This is a genomic window from Candidatus Rokuibacteriota bacterium (genome assembly GCA_030647435.1).
Lineage (GTDB): Bacteria > Methylomirabilota > Methylomirabilia > Rokubacteriales > CSP1-6 > AR37.
In genome coordinates, this window is record JAUSJX010000063.1 from 1 (window position 1) to 23,213 (window position 23,213).

Annotated in this window: 18 protein-coding genes; 17 read left to right on the forward strand and 1 reads right to left on the reverse strand. The window is 69.1% G+C overall.

The features are described from left to right. Positions 1–515 precede the first annotated feature (515 nt). Positions 516–1,925: an IS1634 family transposase gene (locus Q7W02_11340; protein MDO8476757.1), complete on the forward strand. Its 1,410-nt coding sequence runs from the start codon at positions 516–518 to the stop codon at positions 1,923–1,925. Positions 1,926–2,000: 75 nt separating this feature from the next. Here Q7W02_11340 and Q7W02_11345 read toward each other — a convergent pair whose 3' ends face one another. Further along, positions 2,001–3,251: a tetratricopeptide repeat protein gene (locus tag Q7W02_11345; GenBank protein MDO8476758.1), complete on the reverse strand. Its 1,251-nt coding sequence runs from the start codon at positions 3,249–3,251 to the stop codon at positions 2,001–2,003. Between the two features lie 170 nt (positions 3,252–3,421). On the opposite strand from Q7W02_11345, the gene Q7W02_11350 reads away from it, so the two are divergent. The 16 genes from Q7W02_11350 to trpC all read left to right on the forward strand — a co-directional run bounded on the left by Q7W02_11350 (position 3,422) and on the right by trpC (position 23,186). After that, positions 3,422–3,994 (forward strand): hypothetical protein, encoded by a 573-nt coding sequence (locus tag Q7W02_11350; protein MDO8476759.1) that lies wholly within the window; start codon positions 3,422–3,424, stop codon positions 3,992–3,994. After that, positions 3,991–4,665 (forward strand): hypothetical protein, encoded by a 675-nt coding sequence (locus Q7W02_11355; protein MDO8476760.1) that lies wholly within the window; start codon positions 3,991–3,993, stop codon positions 4,663–4,665. The genes Q7W02_11350 and Q7W02_11355 overlap by 4 nt, the downstream gene beginning before the upstream one ends. Before the next feature lie 9 nt (positions 4,666–4,674). Beyond that, positions 4,675–6,975 (forward strand): hypothetical protein, encoded by a 2,301-nt coding sequence (locus tag Q7W02_11360; GenBank protein MDO8476761.1) that lies wholly within the window; start codon positions 4,675–4,677, stop codon positions 6,973–6,975. A 127-nt stretch (positions 6,976–7,102) separates the two neighbouring features. Further along, on the forward strand, positions 7,103–8,128 hold the full coding sequence (gene pilM / locus Q7W02_11365; GenBank protein MDO8476762.1) for a pilus assembly protein PilM: 1,026 nt from the start codon (positions 7,103–7,105) through the stop codon (positions 8,126–8,128). Continuing rightward, positions 8,125–8,775 carry a hypothetical protein gene (locus Q7W02_11370; protein ID MDO8476763.1) on the forward strand — a complete coding sequence of 217 codons (651 nt, stop codon included), beginning with the start codon at positions 8,125–8,127 and terminating at the stop codon, positions 8,773–8,775. The genes pilM and Q7W02_11370 overlap by 4 nt, the downstream gene beginning before the upstream one ends. Beyond that, the gene (locus Q7W02_11375; GenBank protein ID MDO8476764.1) at positions 8,772–9,800 is read left to right on the forward strand and encodes a hypothetical protein; all 1,029 of its coding nucleotides are present in this window, start codon (positions 8,772–8,774) and stop codon (positions 9,798–9,800) included. Before Q7W02_11370 ends, Q7W02_11375 begins: the two co-directional genes overlap by 4 nt. A gap of 8 nt (positions 9,801–9,808) precedes the next feature. Continuing rightward, positions 9,809–11,800, forward strand: coding sequence for a hypothetical protein (locus Q7W02_11380; protein MDO8476765.1), 1,992 nt, complete (start codon positions 9,809–9,811; stop codon positions 11,798–11,800). A 47-nt stretch (positions 11,801–11,847) separates the two neighbouring features. Further along, a complete protein-coding gene (locus Q7W02_11385; GenBank protein ID MDO8476766.1) occupies positions 11,848–13,608 on the forward strand; it encodes an AAA family ATPase in 1,761 nt (586 codons plus the stop codon). Between the two features lie 296 nt (positions 13,609–13,904). Then, entirely contained in the window at positions 13,905–14,264 is a 360-nt protein-coding gene (locus Q7W02_11390) for a tetratricopeptide repeat protein (GenBank protein ID MDO8476767.1), read from the forward strand. Beyond that, positions 14,261–16,009: an ATPase, T2SS/T4P/T4SS family gene (locus Q7W02_11395; GenBank protein MDO8476768.1), complete on the forward strand. Its 1,749-nt coding sequence runs from the start codon at positions 14,261–14,263 to the stop codon at positions 16,007–16,009. The genes Q7W02_11390 and Q7W02_11395 overlap by 4 nt, the downstream gene beginning before the upstream one ends. 3 nt (positions 16,010–16,012) lie before the next feature. Further along, the gene (locus tag Q7W02_11400) at positions 16,013–17,281 is read left to right on the forward strand and encodes a type II secretion system F family protein (GenBank protein ID MDO8476769.1); all 1,269 of its coding nucleotides are present in this window, start codon (positions 16,013–16,015) and stop codon (positions 17,279–17,281) included. Positions 17,282–17,294: 13 nt separating this feature from the next. Beyond that, the gene (locus Q7W02_11405; protein ID MDO8476770.1) at positions 17,295–18,758 is read left to right on the forward strand and encodes an ATP-binding protein; all 1,464 of its coding nucleotides are present in this window, start codon (positions 17,295–17,297) and stop codon (positions 18,756–18,758) included. After that, positions 18,755–20,149: a sigma-54 dependent transcriptional regulator gene (locus Q7W02_11410; GenBank protein ID MDO8476771.1), complete on the forward strand. Its 1,395-nt coding sequence runs from the start codon at positions 18,755–18,757 to the stop codon at positions 20,147–20,149. The genes Q7W02_11405 and Q7W02_11410 overlap by 4 nt, the downstream gene beginning before the upstream one ends. Further along, positions 20,146–21,012: a UTP--glucose-1-phosphate uridylyltransferase GalU gene (gene galU, locus Q7W02_11415; GenBank protein MDO8476772.1), complete on the forward strand. Its 867-nt coding sequence runs from the start codon at positions 20,146–20,148 to the stop codon at positions 21,010–21,012. The genes Q7W02_11410 and galU overlap by 4 nt, the downstream gene beginning before the upstream one ends. A 123-nt stretch (positions 21,013–21,135) precedes the next feature. Beyond that, positions 21,136–22,353, forward strand: a complete 1,218-nt coding sequence (locus Q7W02_11420; protein MDO8476773.1) for a nicotinate phosphoribosyltransferase — start codon at positions 21,136–21,138, stop codon at positions 22,351–22,353. 8 nt (positions 22,354–22,361) lie between these two features. Next, positions 22,362–23,186: an indole-3-glycerol phosphate synthase TrpC gene (trpC, locus tag Q7W02_11425; GenBank protein ID MDO8476774.1), complete on the forward strand. Its 825-nt coding sequence runs from the start codon at positions 22,362–22,364 to the stop codon at positions 23,184–23,186. Positions 23,187–23,213: the final 27 nt, after the last annotated feature.

Below are 23,213 nucleotides of genomic sequence, written 5' to 3' on the forward strand. Positions count from 1 at the left end.
CTAGCCCAACTTCCGCAGTTCGAGCGGCGCGACCCCGGGTTTCGGGCCGCGCCGGGGTGTAAGTGCGCGCCGCGGCACACCGGGGCCCGGCACGGTGCGTGTAGTGCCGACCAAGTGCATTGACTTGCGCGCGCGGCCAAGCGCATACACTGGACAATGTACCTGCGCCATACGACGCGGCGGAAAGACGGCAAGGTCCACCGCTACTGGCGGCTGGTCCGCTCCGTGCGCGTGGGCAGCAAGGTCGTGCAGCACACCGTTGCGCAGCTCGGGGAACTGGACGCCGCCGGGCGCGCCCGGGCCCGCGCGCTGGCCCGCACCATCACCGGCGACCGCGAGCAACCCGACCTGTTCACGCCCGCCGAGGCCGAGCCGGCCGTGCCGGTGCGCCTGCGGCGCATCCGGCTCGAACGCGGCCGCACGTTCGGCGACGTGTGGCTCGGCTGGACCCTGTGGCGCGCCCTGCGGCTCGATGAGGTGTCCTCGCGCGCCTGTTGCCCGAAGGGCGCGAGGCGGTGCCGTGGGCCACCATGGCCGCCGTGCTGGTCCTGGCCCGGCTGTGCGAGCCCTCGAGCGAGCTGCATATCGCCGAGGACTGGTATCGGCGCACCGCGCTCGAGGATCTGCTGGCGCTGCCCGCGGCCCGGGTCAACGACGACCGGCTGTACCGGGCCCTCGACCAGCTCCTCGCCCACAAGCCCGCGCTCGAGCAGCATCTCGTCGCCCGCCTGGGGGAGCTGTTCGCCCTCGACTACGACCTGCTCCTGTATGATGTGACCAGCACCTACTTCGAAGGCCAGGCCGCCCGCAATCCTCTCGCGCAGCGCGGCCACAGCCGCGATCACCGCCCCGACTGCAAGCAGGTCTGCATCGCCCTGGTCGTGAGCCGGGAGGGGATGCCGGTGGGCTACGAGCTCTTCGCCGGCAACCGCACGGATGTGACCACGGTCGAGGAGATCGTCGAGACGATGGAGACCCGGTTCGGGGTCGCCCACCGGATCTGGGTCATGGATCGCGGGATGACCAGCGAGGACAACCTCACGTGGTTGCGCGCGGGCGGCCGCCGCTACCTCGTGGGGATGCCCAAGAGCGAGCTGCGCAAGTGGGCCCGCCAAATCGCCGACGCGCAGGACTGGCACGCGGTGCGGGACGGCGTGGAGGCCAAGCAGTGCACCGGCCCGGACGGGGCCGAGACCTTCGTGCTCGTCCGCTCGGTCGAACGCCGCGAGAAAGAGCGGGCGATGCATGCACGCTTCACCCGGCGGATCGACGACGGCCTCGCGCGCCTGGGGCGCCGCCTGCAGCGGGCCCGCCGGGCCCTGGACGCGCGCCGCCTGGAACGGCAACTCGGCCGCCTGCTCGCGCTCAACACCCGCGCCGCCGGCCGCTACCTCATCGAGCTCGTCCCGGACGCCACCGTCCCCGCCGGCGTGCGCCTGGAGTGGACGGCCCGTCCCGAATGGGACGACTGGGCGCGCTGGAGCGAGGGCTGCTACGTCCTCCGCACCAACATCGCCGACTGGAGCGCCGAGGACCTCTGGCGCACCTACATCCAGCTCACCCAGGCTGAGGCGGCCTTCCGCATCCACAAGAGCGACCTCTCGCTGCGCCCGATCTGGCATCAGAAGGAGGACCGGGTCAAAGCCCACATCCTCGTCTGCTTCCTCGCCTACGTCCTCTGGAAGACCCTGGAGCAGTGGCAGCAGCGCGCGGGCCTCGGCCACAGTCCCCGCACCATCCTCGAGGAACTCCGGCGCATCCAGAGCACCGACGTCGTCCTCCCGACCGAGGACGGTCGGGAGCTCCGCCTTCGCTGCGTCGTCCGCCCCGACGCCGCTCAAGCCGCCCTGCTCGACCGGCTCGGCTTGGAACTTCCTGAGCGCCTCCGCATCGCCCGAGGCCTGGCCCAGACCCCGCCGGTGTAGTGCCGACTTTTTCCGTAACCCACTGAAACCATTACCCTGACCCCCTCGAACTGCGGAAGTTGGGCTAGCCACCGCTCACGGCTTCACCGCCGTCCGCTCGAGGTGTCTGAGAGCCACCTGGAATTGGGCATTGTCCGGCTCGAGTGCGACGGCGCGGCGAATGAGCGTCAGCGCCTCATCGGGCTTGCGCAGGCGGCCCGCGGCGATCCCGGCCACGAAGAGCGCGGTGGCGTTCTTGGGCTCGCGCTCCGCCACCTGCCGGGCCAGGCGGAAGGCCTCCTCGGTCCGGTCTTTCTGGAGCAGCACGATGCTCATCCCGACCTGCGCCGGCAGGCTCCGCGGGTCGAGCTCGAGGGCGCGCTCGAACTGCTGCTGCGCGTCGTCGTAGGCCAAGCGCGTCAGGTCGACGCTGCCGATTCTCGACCGGACATCCGCGTGCTCGAGCGCGGGCCGGCTCGAGGCCGTCACCTCGGGCAGGGACGCGTGCCGAAACTGGTGGACCAGCCGCCAGTTCGCCTCCCCGGTATCCAGGTAGAGCGCGCGCGGCGCGGAGAATTCGAGCGGCAGCTTGTCGTCGGTGTTGAGGCCTCCGCCCTGCGCGAAGCGCGCCGTGTCCGCCTCGCCCAGCATGAAGTAGCCCAGGATGCCCGGCCACGCGCGGACCCCGATCCGCTCGAGATCGCGCCGCACGAGGGCGTTGCCGTCGAAGCGGGTGCGGATCTGGTCGAGGTCGATCGATGAGCTCTCGCGCCGGCCGACGAGGAGGAAGTCGCCCCGCACGGGATTCCACATGCTGGCGGCGGGGAACGCGGATCGGAACGTGTTGACCACCATGCGGAAGTCCTCCGGCCGGATATTGTAGGCTTGGATCCACTGGAGCATGATCCCGCCCGGGCGCAGCCGTTCCCGGGCGAGCCGGAAGAATTCCTCGGAAAACAGCGACGCGAGCCCGCTCATCCAGGGGTTCGACGGCTCCGAAATGATCACGTCGTAGCGCTCCCGGGTCGTGAGCGGGAAGTTGCGGCCGTCGGCGATGACGGTCCGGACCCGGGGATCCTCGAGCACCCCTCCGTGGAGCTGACGGAAGAGGCGGGAGGCCTCGACCACGGCGGGCTCGATCTCGACCGCGTCCAGCCGCTCGATCGGGTACCGGGCGACGGCCCCGGCCGTGATACCGCTGCCCAGTCCTATCCATGAACGCCGAGAGGACGGTCGTTGTCGCGTACACCGTGTGGCCGAACACGAGCCCGACTGACGCTGGCCGGGTGGGGCCAGCCCGGGCGGGGGCAGAAGATCCCGCCACCAAGCCCGGGAAGCTGGTGGCACGGTCCTTGTAAGGGTTTGATTAAGGAAGCGAAAATGGCGGCCGGAAGAGTCCCCGGGTTGCCTGTTGCCATTGACAGATGGAGGGGATTACGGTTACCCTTCGGTGTCGGCCAATGGGCTGGTGTATAAGGCTTTCCGGTCGATCCCAGCGAGTCGGGAGCTTGGAATCTGTGGGCAACGACGGCTGGATGGGGAGGTGTCGGATCGTGCTTCGTACCTATACAAAAATTGAGAGCGGCGTTGCCGCTTTTTGTAGGAGGCTCCGGACGGCGCCGCGAGTCCGTATCCTCGAGTCCACTTCCGGCTTCACCCTCCTCGAGGCCGTCCTCTCCTCAGCGCTCGTCGCGATCGCCGGGATGGGGGTCTTGATGATGTTCTCGACCGGCCAGACCTTTGTCCAGTCGAGCGGCACAGACCGGATCTCGGCGCAGCTGGCGCAACAGCGCATCGAGCAGATACGTGCCACCGGCTACGGGACGAAGTTTCCGCCTGATCCCCGCAGGGAATTGATCTGGACCCTGATTCCGAATAACCCGGGGTACGAGCGTACGACCGGCATCACGGAGGTCTGCTCGACCAATTTCGCCATCGCCTGGAACGCTGGGGGCTGCCCGGATGCGACCGGCCTCGAGCCGCAGGCCAGGCTCGTGGTCGTCACCGTGCGCGCGCTGAACAACAACCAGCCGGTGACCGATCCGCAGACCACGCCCGCGGTCATGCAGACCGTGCTGGTACGCCGGTGAGCCTCCGTCGGCGCGGCCGGCGGGCGCTCGGAGATGCCCGGGGCGTCAGCATGGTGGAAATCCTGATCACGGCGTTCATCTCCGTGATCGTCCTGAGCGCAGTCGGTTCCCTGTACGTGACCAGCAGGCGGGCCTTCGACTTCGGCGCGAGCCAGGCCTACGTCCAGCGGCAGGGCACCCTGCTCCAGGAGCAGATCGCGCGCTGGGCCAAGAACTCCGTGGGGGTGCAGGTGGTGCTCTGTGGGGGGAACGCGACCGCCGGCCGCTCGCTGGCGGTCGAGGGCGCCAATGGAACGATACGCTGCATCTACCAGAGACCCGAGGGGGACGATACCGACGCCGATCTTTTCATGTGCCAGGTCGGCACTTGGACCGCGGGCTGCACCGGGGGATTCCCCTCCAACATGCTCAACCTGACGCCCAGCGAGGTGGCGACCCGGCTCGGGGCCCCCCTCCGAGTGCGGAACACCACGTTCACCCGCGTGACGTGCATTGATCATCCCGGCACACCCCTATCATGCGGGACGGACGGCTCGGGCGACATCGCGCTGTCCGTCACGACGTCGCTCGTGAACGTGCGCTTCGATCTCACCGACAATACGATCTTGAACCCGCAGTTCCCGACCTACGTCGGCATGCGGTTCGGCTTCGGCATCACCTCGAGGAACTGAGGAGCCGCCATGATCCTACTGAGGCCGCTGCTCAGAGACCAGCGCGGAAGCGCCCTGCTGATTTCCCTGGTGATGATCGTAGTCATTACGATACTGGGTCTCGCGCTGTTCGAGCTCGGCCAGATCGAGGGGGAGCAGGCCGGGGCGAGCCTCGGCGACGCCCGGGCATTTGAATTGGCGCAGGCCGGGATGGAGCGCGCCATCCGCGAGCTGAGCAACAGATTCCTCGCCGACCCCTATGGAAGCGAGAGCTGGGTGGACGGCCCGAACAGGCCGACGTGCACCGTTGCCTGCGGGACGGCCGTGTACCAAACGATGACCCTCGCCAACAACACGCTGCCCGTCGCCGGCTTGGACCCCCTCACCGGCCAGGATCCGGGCGGTACCTTCACCGTCGAGCTCAAGCAGGTGTCGGTGGCGGAAGCGAACAACCCGATCTCCCAGGGGGCGGGCTACACGTATCCCCACGGCCAGACCTGCATCCCGTCGTCCCCGAGCACGACGGTCTGCGCCAACCTGATGTTCGTCCGCAGCACCGGGACGGTGGCGGCGGGCTTCCCTCCCGGCTACCAGGCGGTGCGCACCGTGCAGGCGCTGGTCAAGGCCTACAGCACGTCGTACTTCGCGGGCGGCCTGACTGCCGAGAAGGCCAGCGGTGCCAGCAACAATCCGGCCATCGACGGGCGGGTGCTCATCGCGGGCTCGGTCCAGATCCTCGGCACTACCACGATCAATCCGGCGTTCCAGATCGACGGTGGCTCCGGCATGGGCATGAGGAACAACTGGGCCGATCTCTGGCCCGACACCGACCTTGCCGGGGTGCGCACGCTCGCGCGGCTCACGCCCCGGCAGGCCATTTGCCCAACGGGCGCCGGCTGCACCGGAGGCACCAATCTCGTCGAATCGCTCGAGGCCGAGCTGAAGGTCTACGGGAACGTCTCGAACACCATGGTCACGCTCAACGGCAACACCGACCTCGGGATCAGCACCGTCCAGACGGGGAGCGCCTACGGCGATGCCACCGTCGGCAGCCGGTATGGCAAGGGGCGCATAGATGGTGTCTATGTCGCCGACGGCTGCCCGTTTCCCTGCACGGGCAGCAAGTTCAGCTTCGGCGGGAGCTCGGCCATCTACGTCGACACCAACAACTACACCAAGCCGTACCCGTACAGGCCGCCGAAACTGCCGCTCAAGGAGCAGCTGAACGTCTCGGTCCTGTATCCACAGGCGGACTTTGCCACCGTCATCAACGGGACGCCCTACGCTAACTGGTGGGCGGATTTCTTCGTCGACCATGCCCAGCTGAACCCATTGCTCTTGGGTGCTCCATTCGAGGCGCCGGTCGGCGTGCCTCTCACGAACGCGCGCCTGGACTTCAAACTCGCGAATGGCGGGTACTGCGGGACGAGCTACGGCCCTACGACAGGGAACTTCGGCGCTGCGTTTGTAGCCGGTCTCACGGACGCCGCCTCCGGCCCGGGGTTCGGCTTTTGTCACACGTTCAAGTTCGTGAACAAGATAGGCGTGGTGCAGGTCGGTGAGATCTGCTGGCGCCGGCGCGACGTCGGCCTGGTGTCCGACAACATTGTGAACCTGCCGCCAAACTATGCGACCGTGCCGACGCTCGAGTTCGGCGTCGACAATCCCACCGACAACGGTTTGGGGCGTTTCGGGTGCGCCGCCGCGAACGATCCCTCGAACCCGGTGCTGATTTATCACGCCGATAGATGGAGAATCGCCTTCACCAGCAACCCGCCACGAGATTACCAGTACCGCGGGTCGGCGATGATCTTTACCGGCAACCTTGGCGTGATCGACATCGAGAACACCCTGCAGACCGCATGCTCGGCGTCCCCCTGCGGTGCCGATGCCACTGGACGCGGGCAGCGCTTCCCCGAGAACAATCTCTTGATCCTGATCAACCGGACGCCGGGCGCGAACGTAAACATCGCCAACGCGTCATCCACGAACGCCGTGAAGCGTTTCATGGGGTACGTGTACAGCGAGGGCGCCATCCAGACACAGTACTTGTCGAACCTGGTCGGCTCCTTGCGGGCCCAGCAGCTGTGCTTCAACAACTCTTCAAGTACCAGTGGCTGCGCCGGGGTGTCCGCCTCAGGCGGAAACCCGCGGTTCTACCAGGCCAGCTTCCCAGATCCTCGCAAGATTCCGGCCGAATTGCCCGCCTCCTCGGGAGTGTCGGGGAACCGATGGCTTGTCAACGTCGTGCCCCGGTTCTGGATCGAGTGCCGCCGGGGTCCCGGCGACACCTTGCCGACAACGCCGACGGGTACCTGCCAGTACCAGTAACCGTAAGTTTTTTCTCGGGAATTTGGTCGTCCTGTTGTTATAGTCTGATACCTTCGCACAAATCACGTGAGATGACCGGGTCGGCCGCCGCTTTGGGGCGCCGACCTCCCGAGAAGACAAGGGGCCTATGCTCAAAAGTTTCCTTCGCCGCCGGCGGGTCGTGGGCCTCGACATCGGCTCCGGCTCGGTCAAGGCCCTGGCGCTGGAAGGCCGAGGAGATGATCTCGTGATCACGGGTCTCGGGTCCGCGCCGGTGGCGGCCGAGACACGGGTGCAACAGGTCAGCCAGGCGATTCACCTGGCGATGGCCGACGCGGGCGCCGACGGCGAGCCCGTCGTGGCCTCCGTCGGAGGTCCCGAGGTCGTGATTCGCCAGGTGACGTTGCCGCCGCTGCCGGCCGCCCGGATCATCCCCGCGCTCGAGATGCAGTACCGCGATCTCGGCCTTCATCCGCCCGACGAGTCCGTCCTGGACGCCCAGATCCTCCGCTCGGCCGAGGACAAGAGCACCAACGAGATCCTCTCGGTGAGCGTGCCGCGCCTCCTCGTGGACGAGCGCGCGCAGCTGCTCAAGCAGGCGGCCGTCAACGTCCAGGTGCTCGACGTCGAGCCGCTGGCCATCCTGAACGGCGCCCTGCACCTCACCGGCCTGGAGACGGGCGAGCTCCTCGTGGTGGTCAACATCGGGCGGCAGAACTCGGTGCTGTGCCTCTTCAGCGAGCAGGGCCCGGTCGTCGCGCGCTATCTCGAAGTCGGGGCCGAGGCCTTCACCGAGCAGATCCGCGTCGCCTTTCAGCTCTCGCCCTATTCCACCGAGAGCTTCACGCGGACGATCGCGCCGGCCGAGGCGCCCAAGGCCGAGACGGCATGTCGGGAGGTTGTCGAGCGGATGGCGGAAGACATCCGCCTGTCGCTGACCTTCTATCGCACCGAGTACGATCGCGAGAGCCTGCCCCGCTACGCGCTGGGCGGCTGGGCGGACATCCCGTACATCGGCCGCTGGCTGGCGGATCGCCTCGGGCTCTCCGCCCCCTTCGAGATCATGGACCCGCTCCAGGCCGTCGAGGTGCGCGCGGCGCAGGTCGGCGACGTGCCGCGACCGCCGGGCTCGCAGTTCCTGCAGGCTTTCGGGCTGGCGCTTCGGGGACTATGAGCGGACGGTTCTCGGTCGATCTCCTTCATCCCGGCCACGTCGCCGACACGTGGCAGGACTGGTTCATCGGCCCACAGGGCCGCCGCCGCCTGATCATCGCGGCGGGGTTCTCGGCGGGGGTGCTTCTGCTCGTGGTGATTGCCCTCATCCTGCCGACCCGTCTCCGGCTGTCCCAGGACGTGGGTGCCATCCCCAAGCTGCGCGCCGACCTCGCCACGCGGGACGGCGACCTCACGGTCCTGCGCCAGGATCTCCAGGCCCTGAGCGTCGAGGCCAAGCGACAGGTGCGCTGGGCCGAGGTGCTCAACGCCTTCCGCCAGCAGATTCCCCAGACTCTCAAGCTCCAGAAAGTCGAGGCGGGCGGGGGTGCGGCCGCGGCGACCGGTCCGCCGGGGCAGGGTCAGCCGCAGGGGGGCCCGGCCGGGGCGGGGGAGCTGCGCATCGAGGCCTTGACGCCGCTCCGGCCCGGGCCGCCACCGCTGCTGGAGATCGCGCAGTTCATGGGCGGTCTTCTCAAGGACCCGTCCATCTCGAAGCGCTACCAGCTCAAGAGCTGGGAGATCAAGCTGCCGGGCGGCGGGGGCGCGGCGGCCGGCGAGGGCGCGCAGCTTCAGATCGTCATCATGCTCGCGGAGAAGCCGCGGTGAGGGAGCGCGAGCTCGCGATCTTCTGGATCGTCCTCGTCGTGGTCTTCGTCGGGGGCCTGATCGGGCTCCTGCAGTATTCGCGCTCGCTCAGGACCAGCGGCGCCCAGGCTGCGGCGGAGGTGGCCAGGCTCAGGGCGGCCATCGAGCAGAAGCAGAAGGAGATTCTCACCGAGATGAAGAGCAACGCGACCACGCTCCAGGAGATGAGCTGGACGGGGACGACCGGCGATCCCGTGGCCTTTCTCTCGCGCGTGGCCGAGCTGACGCAGGGTTCGCGGCTCAAGGTGTTGGCCGTCGGCCCCCTCGAGCAGCAGGCGACGCCCCAGTTCAGCAAGTCCTGGCACGCGCTGACGGTGCTGGGGCCCTTCCAGGACCTCGTGGACATGGCCGCCCGCGTCGAGACCGAGCGCGGGACGCTCGACAACGTCTCCGTCGAGGCGCAGGCCGCGCAGGCTCCCGCACCGCCACAGCCGGGGCAGGCCCCCCAGCCACGGGTCAGCGCGGAGGTCCTGGCGAAATTCAGGGTGACGGCACTCCAGCTGACCCAACAGGCGCGCAAGATCATCGAGGACGCCGCGAAGGCCAGCGGCGTCTCGCTCACGCCGTCGGCGCCGTTGACGGGGCTGTCGCTGCCCGTGCCGACGGCGGCCTCCGAGTTCCGCGACCCGTTCGCCTTCGGCAGGCCCGTGGACCGGCCTCGCATGGCTGAGGGCAGCGCCCCGCGCGCCGCCTTCGACCTGCAAGGCATCGTGGGTTTCCCGGGCGGCCATCTCGCGATCCTGAACAACCAGATCGTCAGGACCGGCGAGAAGATAGCGGGCTATACCATCGAGCACATCACCGATACGGCCGTGCTGCTCCGTCAGCCCGACGGAACCCCCCGCCGGCTGTCGCTCCCTGACATCGGGGCAGTCGCCAGCAAGAAGCAGCCCGCACCTGGTAAACCGTCTGAGCCGGGTCCCTCTGGGCCGGCACCTGCGCCGTCCCCACCGGCTCCCGGCGGCCCGTCAGGGCCGAGGAGGTAAATCGAGCCATGCCTTCGTGGACACGAGTTGTTGCTGCCGCCGCCGCGGCGCTGCCGCTGTTCTGGATCGGGACCGCGTACCCCCAGTCGGGTTCGACGCCGCCCAGCACCCGGAGCCTCGACTGCTACGAGCGCCTGCCCACCGACCCGATCAACCTGGCGCTGCGGGACGCCAGCACGCAGAGCACCCTGCGGCTGCTCGCCCAGAACTATCGCGTCAACATGGTCGTCACGGACGACGTCACGGGTACCGTCACGCTGGACTTCTACCGCGCTCCCGTTCGTGACGTCTTCCAGGGCATCCTCGACGCCAATGGGCTCGTCTGCGTGAAGCAGGGCGAGCTTCTGCGCGTCAGCACGAGTGACCGCCTCGTCAAGGACGAGAGAGGGCGGGTCGACGCGCTGGTCAGCAGCGCAACTCGGGACGCCGACGTCTCCAAGCGCGTCAACGAGGCGCAGAGGCAGGCTGCCGACAGCGCCGTCAAGCTGGCGGAGTCACAGGTGACGCAGAAGAACTCGGAGATCCAGTCGCAGCGGGGCGAGATCAAACAGGAGATCATCCGGCTCAGGTATCAGGATCCGGGCGTTGTCGCCAAGACCGTCCTCGCGATGGTGGGCATTGGCCCAGACATCCTTATCAAGCCGTGCCGGTTCCTGAAGGAGGACGACAAGCTGAAAATCGAGGCGCTCGACCCTACCGGCGGCGGCGGAGCGAGCTCGGCGACCGAGGCGGAGCGAAGCGCCGTCAACCTCTCCCGCGCGGCGAACGCCGGGACGCTGCAGGTGCAGCCCGCACCGGGCAGGGTGTCGGGCCCTCCCGGGGGTCTCGGGGCCCTGCCTCCCTTCTCCGCGTTGTTCGGTCCTCAGCCGGCGCCGCCTGCGCCCCCCGCGCCGCTGGAGCTTGGGAGCGGCATCGGGAGCTTCTCGGCCGGCGAGACGTCTCCCATGGTCCGGACGGACTGCTCGTCGAACAGCCTCGTCCTCCGGCTCTACGATGAGCAGATGAAGCGCGTCAAGGAGGCCATCGAGACCCAGCTCGACCTGCTGCCGCCGCAGGTGAAGATCGAGTCGCGGCTCGAGCTGCTTGACCGCAGCGATCTCTTCGCCCTTGGCGTGCAGTGGGGGGGCGGCGGGCTGCTCGGCATCAACGACCGCACGGCCATCGTGGGGCGCGGGTTCACCTCGAACCAGGTCAACACGTCCGGCATTCCCACGTCCGGCACCAGCACACCGCCCATCCCGAACGCATCCCTGCTCAACGTCATCCCGGTCCTCGGCACGACGGGCCTCGCGGCCGGCGGCAATCTCGTCAACCTGCCCATCGCCAGCCTGCTGGAAGGCGCGGCGGCCGCCGGCGGTGGCGGCTTCGCCTTCGGCATCATCGGCAGCCGGATGGACCTCAACCTGGCCCTCGAAGCGCTGCGCGTCCAGAACCGATCCCAGTCGCTGGCCCGCCCGGAAGTTGTTGTGGCGGAGAACCACGCCGCGACTATAGAAATCGGCGAAGAAATTCCCTTCGCGACGGTCAGCGCAGCGGGCACGAAGATCGATTTCAAGAAGGCGACCTTGTCGCTCGCGGTCTCCCCGGTGGTCATCTGCAGGGACGAGCCGCAGGCCGGGACGAGATCCGGCGGCACCCACCGCATCCGGCTGCAGGTCATCGTGCAGAACGACAACCGCGGGGCCACCGTGGACCTCGGCTCCCAATCGGGTAACCCGCCGGCGATCAACACCCAGAAGACGACGACGGACACGGTGGTGAACGAGGGACAGCGCCTGGTCATCGGCGGCATCACCCAGCTCCGCACGCGCGACCAGATACGCAAGGTGCCGCTCCTGGGCGACATCCCCATCCTCGGCTGGCTGTTCAAGCAGAAGGGCGAGGACACCCAGAAGCGAGAGCTGGTGATCTTCCTGACGCCCACCGTGCTGGTGCAGGAGGCGCCCCGCCCGTCGCCGCGCTGCCCTGTTCAAATCCCGACCGCAGCCAAGGCCAACTGAGGTTGCTGCCCGTGCGACCGCCCGGGAACCGCCGGAGGTAGCCGCCGATGTACGAGGCGTACTACAGCCTCGAGGATCCGCCGTTCGTCCTGACCCCGGACCCGCGCTTCATGCTGCGGTCCAAGGGCCACCACGAGATCCTCGCCACACTGCTCTACGGCATCACGAGCCAGAAGGGGCTCATGGCGCTGGTGGGCGACGTCGGCACTGGCAAGACGACGCTCTGCCGGGCGCTCCTGCGCGAGCTGCCCGACAGCGTGCAGAGCGCGCTCGTGCTCAACCCGCATCTCTCCGACGCGGATCTCATCGGGACGATCCTCGATGATCTCGGGGTCGAGCGGCGGGGCTCGACGAAGGGCGAGCTGATGGCGGCGCTCTCGCAGTACCTCCTGGCCACCGGCAGCGAGGGCAAGACGGTGCTCGTCATCGTGGACGAGGCCCAGCAGATGAGCGTCGAGTCCCTCGAGCAGATCCGCATCCTGTCCAACCTCGAGACCGCCACGCGCAAGCTCCTGCAGGTCCTCCTCGTCGGCCAGCCGGAGCTCGAGGAGAAGCTCAAGCTCAACGAGCTGCGCCAGCTCGACCAGCGGATCGGCATCCGGTGCTACCTCAAGCCCCTGCCGCGCAAGGAGACGTACCGCTACGTCGAGCACCGCCTTCGCGTGGCGGGCCTGCCGGGGGCGCTGCCGTTCACGCGCGGCGCCCTGGCGAAGATCTACAAGTACAGTCGGGGCATCCCGCGCGTTATCAACCTGGTCTGCGACCGGGCGCTCATGGCGGGTTTCAGCAACCGCGTCCGCGAGATCACTCCGACCCTGGTGACGAGCGCGGTGCGGAACCTCGAGGGCGGCCGCCAGGGGCGCAATCGCTACGTCCGGACGTGGGCGCCGGCGGGTGGGATGCGGCGCGCCGCTGTGGTCGTGGGTGCGGCTGTGGTGCTTCTGGGCGCGGGCGGCGCCGCGGCGTACTGGGGCGGCTTCAGCCTGGGCGGCCTCCGCGCCGGCGCCCAAGCCAAGCCTCCACAGAATATCGCCGCGGCGCCGGCCGCGTTGTCTCCCGCGGCCCCAAGCCCGGTAGGCGCGCCCTCGGCGGGGCAGTCACCCGTTTCCGCGGCGCCGCTGGCGCTGACCCCTGGCGTGGCGCCGCCGCCCCCTGATCGCCCCGTCATTTCTTCTGCCGCCGAGGCGCAGCGGCAGCTCATGACGCGTCTCCTCGCGCTCTGGGGCATCCAGGACGCGGCTCCAGGCGCAGTGCCGCCGTGGCCGACGAACCCCGACGGCAGCCTCGACATATCGGGCGTCGCCACGCGCTATCAGCTCTCGGCCACCTTTCTGCCCGAAACGACGCTCTCCGACCTGCGCGCGATCGGGCTGCCGGCCCTCGTCGAGCTGTCCGACGCGCCGGCCGGGCGGCCGTACCTGCTGCGCTGGATCGGCGCCGACACCGCGACGCTTGTCGCCCCGTCGGGCGAGGAAGCGCGCTTCGCGCTCAACACGCTCGATCCGGCCTGGACGCGCTCCGCGTGGATCGTCTGGCGCAACGTGGACCAGCTCCCGCTCGACCCATGGCGGGACCTGACGCCGACGGTGCTCACGACTATCGGCCTGCGGCTCCAGAAGCTCGGCTACCTGAGCCCGCCCGTGCCGCCCAGCTACGACAGCCGGTTCCAGCAGGCCGTGCGCCGCTTCCAGAGGGCGGTCGGTGGGCTGCACGAGGACGGTATCGTCGGGCCACGGACCGCCATAGCCCTGTCCCGCGTGGTCGGCGGGCGGTTCAACCCCACAATTGCCGAGGGCGGGGCCCAGTGAGCCGGCTGGCCGACATCCTTATGGGTATGGACGACAAGCGGGTCCGCCGCCCAGGTCTGGGCGGCATCCCGCGCCTGGGTGAGAGCGCCGAGCCCCGGCGACAATGGCGTATCGTGGGAAGTTTAGTTATTGTGGTAGTGATGGGTGCTCTCGCCGTCGCGGTCATGCTTTCCCCCCAAGGCCCGGCGCGGTCCTCCGCCCGCGCAGGGGCGCCCACCCCAGTCTCGGCCCCTGCGGCGCCGCTGCCCGCGCCTGCGCCTCCGGCGGTGCGCGTTAGCGACCGCGTGGCGGCGCTGATGCGGACCGGAATTGACGCGGCGCAGAGCGGCGAGCTGGACCAGGCTGTGGCCGCCTTCCGGAAAGCGGTCGAGGTCGATCCGACGGACGCCGAGGCCTGGGACAGCCTGGGCGTGGTGCTGGTTCGCTCGGGAGACGAAGCGCGCGGCGTTGAGGCCTTCCGCCGGGCGCTCCGCGCGGCGCCGGGGCATCCCGAGGCCCACCGAAACCTCGCCGTGGTGCTGGACCGCCAGGGGCGTGCCGCCGAGGCTGCGCGCCATTACCGGGCGTTCCTCGCGAAGAGCCCCGGCGACAGCCCCGACCGCGCGACGATCATGGCGCGGCTCGAGGAGATGGGTGCCCGGAGGCCCGGGGAATGAGCGAGCCCCAAGACCGCTGGGCGTGGGCGCCGCTGGGCCAGATGCTGGTCAACGACAAGGTCCTGACGACCGACCAGCTGAAGCAGGCTCTCGAGCGCCAGCGCAAGACCCGCGAGCGCCTGGGGCAGATCCTCATCGACATGAAGCTGATCGACGAGGACATGCTCATCAAGTACCTCGGCGCGCAGTTCCGCAAAGAGTCGATCACCCGCCAGGAACTGGATGCCCTCGACCCCGATGTGGTCAAGCTGGTGCCGGAGGAGGTTGCCCGCCAGTACGGCGTGATCGCGTCCCAGCGCTCGGGCCGAAAGCTGATCGTGGCCACGGCCGATCCGCTGAACGTCATGGCCCTGGACGACCTCCGGCGGGCCACCGGGCTCGACGTCGACTTCCGCATCGGTCCCGGCGGGGCCATCCAGGAAGCCATCGAGAAGACGTACCGCAAGATCGCGAACGCGACCGTCAGCAACGGGGGCCTCGACGACGCGCTCAAGGTCGACCTCGGGCTCAACGTGGGCCCGTCGGCGGCCTCCGCGGCCGAGAGCGTCATCGACATCCGGCAGCTGCAGAGCCAGGCCGACGACCCGCCGGTCGTGCGCGTCGTCAACTATGTCCTGGGCCGGGCCGCGCTGGACGGCGCCTCCGACGTCCACGTCGAGCCGGGCGAGGACCGGACGAAAGTCCGGTACCGCATCGACGGGCTGCTCTTCGACCTGCTCGAGGTCCCGCGGCAGCTCCACCTGGCGGTGGTCTCCCGCATCAAGATCATCTCGCGTCTGGACATCGCCGAGCGGCGGTTGCCTCAGGACGGCAGCTTCGCCTCGCGCATCCACGGCCAGGAATTCGACTTCCGGGTCTCGACGCTGCCCACCGTGTACGGCGAGAAGGTCGTGCTCCGGCTCCTCGAGAAGGCGGCCGTCCTCGAGCGCTACAGCGTCGAGAACCTCGGCTTCGAGAAGGAGCAGCTCGAGGCGTTCCTGAAGGGCATCCGGCGGCCCTGGGGCATGGTGCTCATCACCGGGCCGACCGGCAGCGGCAAGTCGACGACGCTGCACACGGCGCTCAAGTTCATCAAGTCGCCGCGCAAGAACGTGGTCACGGTCGAGGATCCGGTCGAGTACCGCCAGCCGGGCATCCAGCAGGTGCATGTCAAGAGCGAGATCGGGTTCGACTTCGCGCGGGCGCTGCGCTCCATCCTGCGCCAGGATCCGGACATCATCATGATCGGCGAGATCCGCGACCAGGAGACGGCGCAGATCGCCGTCAAGGCCGCGCTGACGGGTCACCTCGTGCTCTCGACGCTCCACACCCACGACGCCGTGTCGACCCTCGTGCGCCTCATCAACATCGGGGTCGAGCCCTTCCTGGTGGCGTCGGCCGTGAACGTGGCCGCGGCCCAGCGGCTGGTGCGCAGGATCTGCAAGGATTGCAAGGAGTCCTACCGGCCCACGGCGGACGAGCTGGCGCTCTTCGCCCCAGACCCGGGGCCGGAAGTCCTCTACCGCGGGCGCGGCTGCAAGACCTGCCGCAACGTGGGCTATGCGGGCCGGATGGCGCTCTACGAGGTGTTTGCCGTCGATGCGGAGGTGCGTCGCATGCTGATCGACGGTACGGACGGGGACAAGATCCAGCGCTACGCGGTCGAGTCGGGCATGGTCACGCTCAAGCAGTGCGGCTTCCGCCAAGCCGCGCGCGGGCTCACGACGCTCGAGGAAGTTCTCGCTGTGGCGGCGGACGGGGAGTAAACCATGCCGGTCTACCAATACGAGGTCGCAGACCGCAAAGGCTCGGTGAGCCGCGGCACCGCCGAGGCCGCCGAGCAGGCCGAGCTCATCACGCGCTTTCGGGAGCGGGGGCAGATCGTGCTGTCGCTCCGCCCCGCCCGTTCGGGCGGCGGTGGCGGCATCGGCACGATCAACGCCGGGCAGGTGGTCACCAATCTCCGCCAGTCGTTCAAGCGCCTGTCGTCGGGGGTCAACCTCGGCACCGTCCTCCTGTTCACGGGCCAGCTCGCCGCCATGCTCGGCGGAGGCCTGCACCTTGTCCGGATTCTGACGGCGCTCGCGGCGGAGTCCACCCACAAGGTCTTCACCAAGGTCCTCGAGAGCGTGCGCGACGATATCACCGCGGGCGGCACGTTCGCCGACGCGCTGGCCCAGCACCCGCACGTGTTCAACACGCTGTACGTGTCGATCGTCCGTGCCGGCGAGCTCAGCGGCTCCCTGCCCGTCGTCCTGGACACGATGACCACGTACCTCGAGAAGACGGACGCAATCCGCCGCAAGGTGAAGGGCGCCATCGCCTACCCCGCGGTCATCCTGGTCGTCGCGATCCTGATCGTGATTTTCATGATCCTCAAGATCGTGCCTATCTTCCAGAACGTGTACGAGAAGGCGGGCGCTGTGCTGCCCCTGCCGACCCGGATCCTCATCGGCGTGAGCAATGTCCTGCGCAACTACCTGCTGTTCATGATGCTGGGCCTCGGCGTCGTGGTGCTGGTCTTCTACTCGATCTACCAGACGCCCGGCGGCCGCAGGACGTTCGATCGCATGAAGCTCAATATGCCGCTGTTCGGCTCGCTGATCAGGAAGTCCATCATGGCGCGGACGTGCCGGACGCTCAGCGTCCTGCTCAATGCCGGTATTCCCCTGATCGAGGCCATGGAGACGGTCGCGCGGGTGTCCGGCAACGCCGTCATCGAGGAGGCGCTGACCGGGGCGACCCAGCGCATGCGCGACGGTGGCACCATCGCGGATACCCTCCGGCAGACCGGAGAGTTCCCGAGCATGGTCACGCAGCTCGTGGCCACGGGCGAGGAAAGCGGCACGCTGCCGACCATGCTCGGGCGCGCTGCGACGTACTACGAGCAGCAGGTCGATCAGTCGGTGGCGACGCTCTCCTCGCTCATCGAGCCCCTCATGATTGTCGTGATGGGCGGCATCGCGGGCGGCGTGATCCTCGCGCTCTATCTGCCGATCTTCAACCTCGGCCATGCAATGAAGGGCGGGGTCAAATAGCGGGCCGGCTCCGATGACCAGATCGGCCCCCCGGGCGTACCGCGTATCGCTCCGACTCTACGTGGTGTTCTCGCTCCTGATGGCTGCGTCGGCCGTCGCGAGCGGTCTCTTCCTCCTCTACCTCGCCCGGCCCTTCGCGAGCGAGCTGAGCGGCCCGCAGGCGCGACAGCTGAAAGTTCTCCTCTTCACGGGCGCCGCGGTTGCGGGCGCGCTCGCGGCCGTCGGCGGACTCATCGTGGGCCTCAACCTGGCGGGCCGCATCCGCGGCATCGTGGAGAAGGCCGAAGCGTTCTCCCCGCAGATGGGCGACGAGCACGGGGGTTTGCCCCGGAAGACGACCACCGTTCGCGACGAGCTGGGGGCGCTGGACGCCGCCGTTGGGCGGCTGACGCTGTCCATGGACCGCTTCGTCCGCGACAGCGACATCCTGGCGCGGCTGCCCGAGGGCATGCTGCTCCTCGACCCGGCGGGGGCTCTCGTGTCGTTCAACGCGACGGCCGAGGCCCTGCTGGACCTGTCGCTCGACCCCCACCGGGGTGAGCCCATTCTCTCGGACGCGGGCGCGTTCCCTCTGCAGAGCGGCAACGAGCGGTTGGCGCGGCTCCTCGAGGGCGAGCCGGGCGGGCTCGAGCCGGTGTACGACAACGAGGTGCCGGTGGTGACGGCCAAGGGGCACGCCCTGCTCCTCGAGGTCACCGCCCAGCGCCGGGATTGGGGGCGCGCTGCGACCGCGCAGGTGCTGGTCATCCGCGACGCCTCCGAGAAGCGGCGCATCCGCGAGGAGATCCGCCGAGCCGACCAGCTGGCGTTCCTCGGCGGCATGGCGGCGCGCATCGCGCACGAGATCCGCACGCCGCTCGCCACGATCCGCGGGCTGCTCGAGCTCCTGCAGGCCGATCTTCCTGTGGGTGACCAGCGGAGGGAGTACATCGACCGCGTGCTGATCGGCGTGGACCGCCAGAACCGGCTGGTCGAGAACCTGTTGACGCTCTCCCAGCCGGAGCCCGAGACCTGGGAGGCCGTGTCGCTTCCAGAGGCGCTCGACGAGCTCGTGGCCATGCTGCCGCGCGATCCGCGCTTGGTAGTCGAGCGCGTTGATCCCGACGCCGTGCCGCCGGTCTGGGGCGATCCCTTCCGGCTCGCCGAGGTGTTCACCAACCTGATCCAGAACGCGCTCGAGGCGGCGCCGGAGGGCGCCACCGTCCGCGTGCGGGTCGAGTCGCACGGCGACGAGCACGTCCGCGTGCTCGTCGAGAACGCGGGCGTCGGCATCCCGCCGGAGATGCAGGAGCGCATCTTTCACCCGTTCTTCACGACCAAGGCGCGCGGCACGGGCCTGGGCCTGCCCATCGCGCGGCAGATCGTCGAGGCCCACCGCGGTACGCTGAACGTGGAGAGCGACGGCGTGTCGGAGACGACGTTCGTCGTGGAGCTGCCCACCACCGCGCCCGTCATGGCCGCCGGAGCGCGGCCGTGAGCGAGCGCATCCTCATCACCGAGGACGACGAGGACTTGGCGTTCGTCATCCGTGAGGCGCTGACCCGGCAGGGCTACGAGGCGGAGGTGGCGCCGACCGCCGGTGCCCTGCTCGACAAGCTCAAGGCCGGCTCGTATGACCTGATCCTGCTGGATGTCCGGCTGCCCGACATGGACGGCCTCGACGCGATTCCGCGCTGTCGCGACCTGGCGCCCGAGACGCCCATCATCGTGATGACCGCCCACGGCACCCGGCAGATCGCGATGAACGCCATCAACCGGGGGGCCTACGACTTCTTCACCAAGCCGCTCAAGATGGCCGAGTTCCAGGTCGTCGTCGCGCGGGCGCTGGACCGGCGGCGGCTCCAGCAGCAGGTCAAGGTGCTGCGCGAGGGCCAGTCGGCTGGGGGCTTCGAGGATCTCATCGGCAAGAGCGAACCCCTCAAGCGCGTCATCGACATGGCCCAGCGCGCCGCGCCCACCGATCTCACCATCCTGATCCACGGCGAGAGCGGCACGGGCAAGGAGCTGATGGCCCGCGCGATCCACCGCCTGAGCTCGCGCAAGGATGGGCCCTTCATCCCGGTCAACTGCGCCGCCATCCCCGAGGGGCTGCTGGAGTCCGAGCTCTTCGGCCACGAGCGCGGCGCCTTCACGGGAGCCATCCGCGCGCGCCCCGGGCGCTTCGAGCTGGCGCGCGAGGGGACGCTCTTCCTCGACGAGATCGGCGACATGCCGGTGGCGATGCAGGCCAAGATCCTGCGCGTGCTGCAGGAGCGGCAGTTCGAGCGGGTGGGGGGCACGCGCTCGATCGGGGCGGACGTGCGCGTCATCGCCGCGACGCACCAGGACCTCGAGGCGATGGCGGCGGAAGGCCGGTTCCGCTCCGATCTCTTCTACCGGCTGCAGGGCGTGCGTCTCGTGATGCCGCCGCTGCGCGAGCGCATCGACGACCTGCCGCTCCTCGTGACGCATCTCCTCGAGCGGGCTGCGCAGCGACTGTGGCGGCAGCCCGCCACCGTGTCCACCGAGGCGCTCCGCTGCCTCTGGACCTACCCGTGGCCGGGTAACATCCGCGAGCTCCAGCACGTGCTCGAGGGCGCCATGGTCCTCTCGGACGGCGTCATCCTACCCGAGCATCTGCCCCCGGCCGTCCAGCGCGGCGCCAAGGCCGCGGCGGCGGGCGAGGCGTCGCCCGCCGTGACCGGATCGCTCGACGAGGCGCTCGAGGACTGGGAGCGGCGCGCCATCCTGGACGCCTTGCAGAAGGCCCAGGGCGTCCAGGCCCGGGCCGCCAAGATCCTCGGCATCACCGAGCGCAGTCTCTGGTACCGGGTCAAGAAGCTCAAGATCCAGGTGCGGATGACCGGGGAGAGGCCCGACCCCGCATGAGCCGCGTTCGCAAGGCCGTCTTCCCCGCCGCGGGGCTGGGCACGCGCTTCCTGCCGGCGACGAAGGCCCAGCCGAAGGAGATGCTGCCGCTCGTCGACAAGCCCACGATCCAGTACGTCGTGGAGGAGGCGGTCGCCTCGGGGCTCGACGAGATCATCCTCGTTACGGGCCGCAACAAGCGCGCCATCGAGGACCACTTCGACGCGGCCTTCGAGCTCGAGTACTACCTGCAGGATCGCGGCAAGCTCGAGGAGCTGGCCCAGATCAAGACCATCTCGGAGATGGCCTCGGTCTCCTACGTCCGCCAGAAGGAGCCGCTCGGCCTCGGCCACGCCATCCTCTGCGCCCGGCCGCTCGTCGGCGGGGAGCCCTTCGGCGTCTTCCTGGGCGACGACATCATCGTCTCGCGAGTGCCGTGCATGCGGCAGCTGCTCGACGTCTTCGAGCGGCACAACGGCCCGGTACTCGCCGTGATGCGCATCCCCAAGGAGGAGATCGGCCGCTACGGCGTCATCGTGCCCCGCGGGCTCGGCGGCAACGTGTTCGAGGTGCTGGACCTGGTCGAGAAGCCGGATCCCAAGGACGCGCCGTCCGACCTGGCCATCATCGGCCGCTACGTGCTCACGCCCGATATCTTCCCGATCCTAGCCGAGACCCCGCCCGACTCCCGCGGCGAAATCCAGCTGACCAATGGACTCAGGACCCTTCGCGGCCACCGGCCCATCTATGCCGTCGAGTTCGAGGGGCGCCGCTACGACACGGGAGAAAAGCTGGGCTTCCTCAAGGCCACGGTCGAGATCGCGCTCTCGCGGCCCGATCTGGCCGACGCCTTCCGCGCCTACCTCAAGAGCCTCGACCTCTAGCCGGAAGTCCTTGTAGGGCAGGGACTTGCGGCTGCGGTAGGGAGCCGCAGTCGTTTGACTTCACGGAGCGTTTCTGGGACAATCCGCCCACTTGAGGGCCAGCGCTACTCGCCCTCTACCAGCATGGCGAACCAGCCGAAGCGTGCCTTCCACATCGCGTCCGAGCCCGAGATCAAAGCGGGCCAGGTGTCGGACGTCTACTTCCAGCGGACCATACAGATCCTCAAGGCCAAGGGCCTCACCAAGCGCGTCAAGGCAGAGATCCGACTCAAGAGCTTCCCCCAGGCCGACTGGAACTTCGGCATCCTGGCCGGCATCGAGGAGGCGGCGGCGCTCCTGGAAGGGCTGCCGGTGGACGCGTGGGCCATGGACGAGGGGACGATCTTCGGTCCCCACGAGCCGGTGCTGGTCATCGAGGGCACCTACGTCGAGTGGGCGGAGTACGAGACGGCGCTGCTGGGCCTGCTCTGCCAGGCCTCGGGCATTGCGACCAAGGCCGCCCGCTGCAAGCGCGCTGCGGGCGACCGCGCGGTCATCTCGTTCGGGGCGCGGCGGATGCACCCCGCGCTCGCGCCGATGATCGAGCGCAACGCTTTCGTCGGCGGCTGCGACGGCGTCGCCGTCACCAAGGCCGCCGAGCTGATCGACGCCGACCCCACCGGCACCATCCCGCACGCCCTCGTGCTGATGTTTGGTGACACGGTCGCGGCCTTGAAGGCCTTCCACGAGGTCATCGATCCGAAGGTCAGGCGGGTCGCCCTCATCGACACCCTCCAGGACGAGAAGTTCGAGGCGATTCGCGTCGCCGAGGCGCTCGGCAAGGACCTGTACGCCGTGCGGCTCGACACGCCCTCGTCCCGCCGCGGCGACTTCTTCCGCATCCTCGAGGAGGTCCGCTGGGAGCTCGACATCCGAGGCTTCGAGCACGTGAAGATTTTCGCCTCGGGCGGCATCGACGAGTACGAGATCCTCAAGCTCAACCCCCTCGTAGACGGATACGGCGTCGGCACCTCCATCGCGAACGCTCCCGTCCTCTCCTTCGCGCTCGACATCATGGAGATCGAGGGCCGGCCCATGGCCAAGCGCGGCAAGCGCTCCGGGGCCAAGCAGGTCTGGCGCCTGCCCGGCATGGTGACGAACGTGGTGCTGTCCGCCGCAAAGCCGGCGCCGGTGGACGCCGAGGGCCGACCGGCGGAGGCGCTGCTCAAACCGCTGATCGCGAGGGGGACGATCGTGCGCGACCTCCCGCCGCCGCGGACGCTGCGCGAGCACGTGCTCGAGCAGATGGCGCGCATCGATCTCGCCCCGGCGCGCGAGCACGGGCTGCGCGGCGACTATTAGGTCATGGGATGGGCGCGCTCGACGAGATTCTCGCGCACAAGCGGGAGGAGCTCCGGCGGCTTCGCGGGGCAAAGCCGCAGGCGGGGCTAGAGGCGCTCTGCCGCGGGCTCGGCCCCGCGCGAGAGTTCGAGGCCGCGCTCAGGCCGCCTTCCATGGGCGGCGTCCGGCTCATCGCCGAGGTGAAGAAGGCCTCTCCCTCCAGGGGCACGCTGAACGCCGCCCTCGATCCCGTGGCCCAGGCGCGGGTCTACGCGCGCGCGGGCGCGGCGGCGATCTCCGTCCTCACCGACGAGAAGTACTTCCGCGGCGCTCTCGGTGACCTCGTCGCCGTGCGCGCGACCGTGGACCTTCCCCTTCTCCGCAAGGAGTTCATCCTCGACGAGTACCAGCTCTGGGAATCGCGCGCCGCGGGCGCCGATGCGGTGCTGCTGATCGTCGCGGCTCTTGACGACGCGCGCCTCCGCGACCTCCACCACGCCGCCAAGGGCATCGGCCTGGCCACCCTCGTCGAGGCGCACACGGCCGCGGAGCTCGACAGGGCCGTGGCGCTCGGCGCGCCCGTCATCGGCGTCAACAACCGCGACCTCCAGACGCTCGAGACGAACCTCGAGGCCTCGCTCGCGCTGCTGCCGCGGATCCCGCCCGCGCATACGGCGGTGAGCGAGAGCGGCATCTTCACGCGGGACGACGTCGAGCGGCTCGTCCGGGCGGGGGCGCACGCCGTCCTCGTCGGCGAAGGTCTCGTGCGGGCCGCGGACGTGGCGGCCAAGGTGCGGGAGCTCACGCTCCAGGACGGTGGCCGTGGCAGTTCGAGCCAAAGGGCGAAGCCATGAGGCGAGAGCTGAGTGGATCCCCGGTGA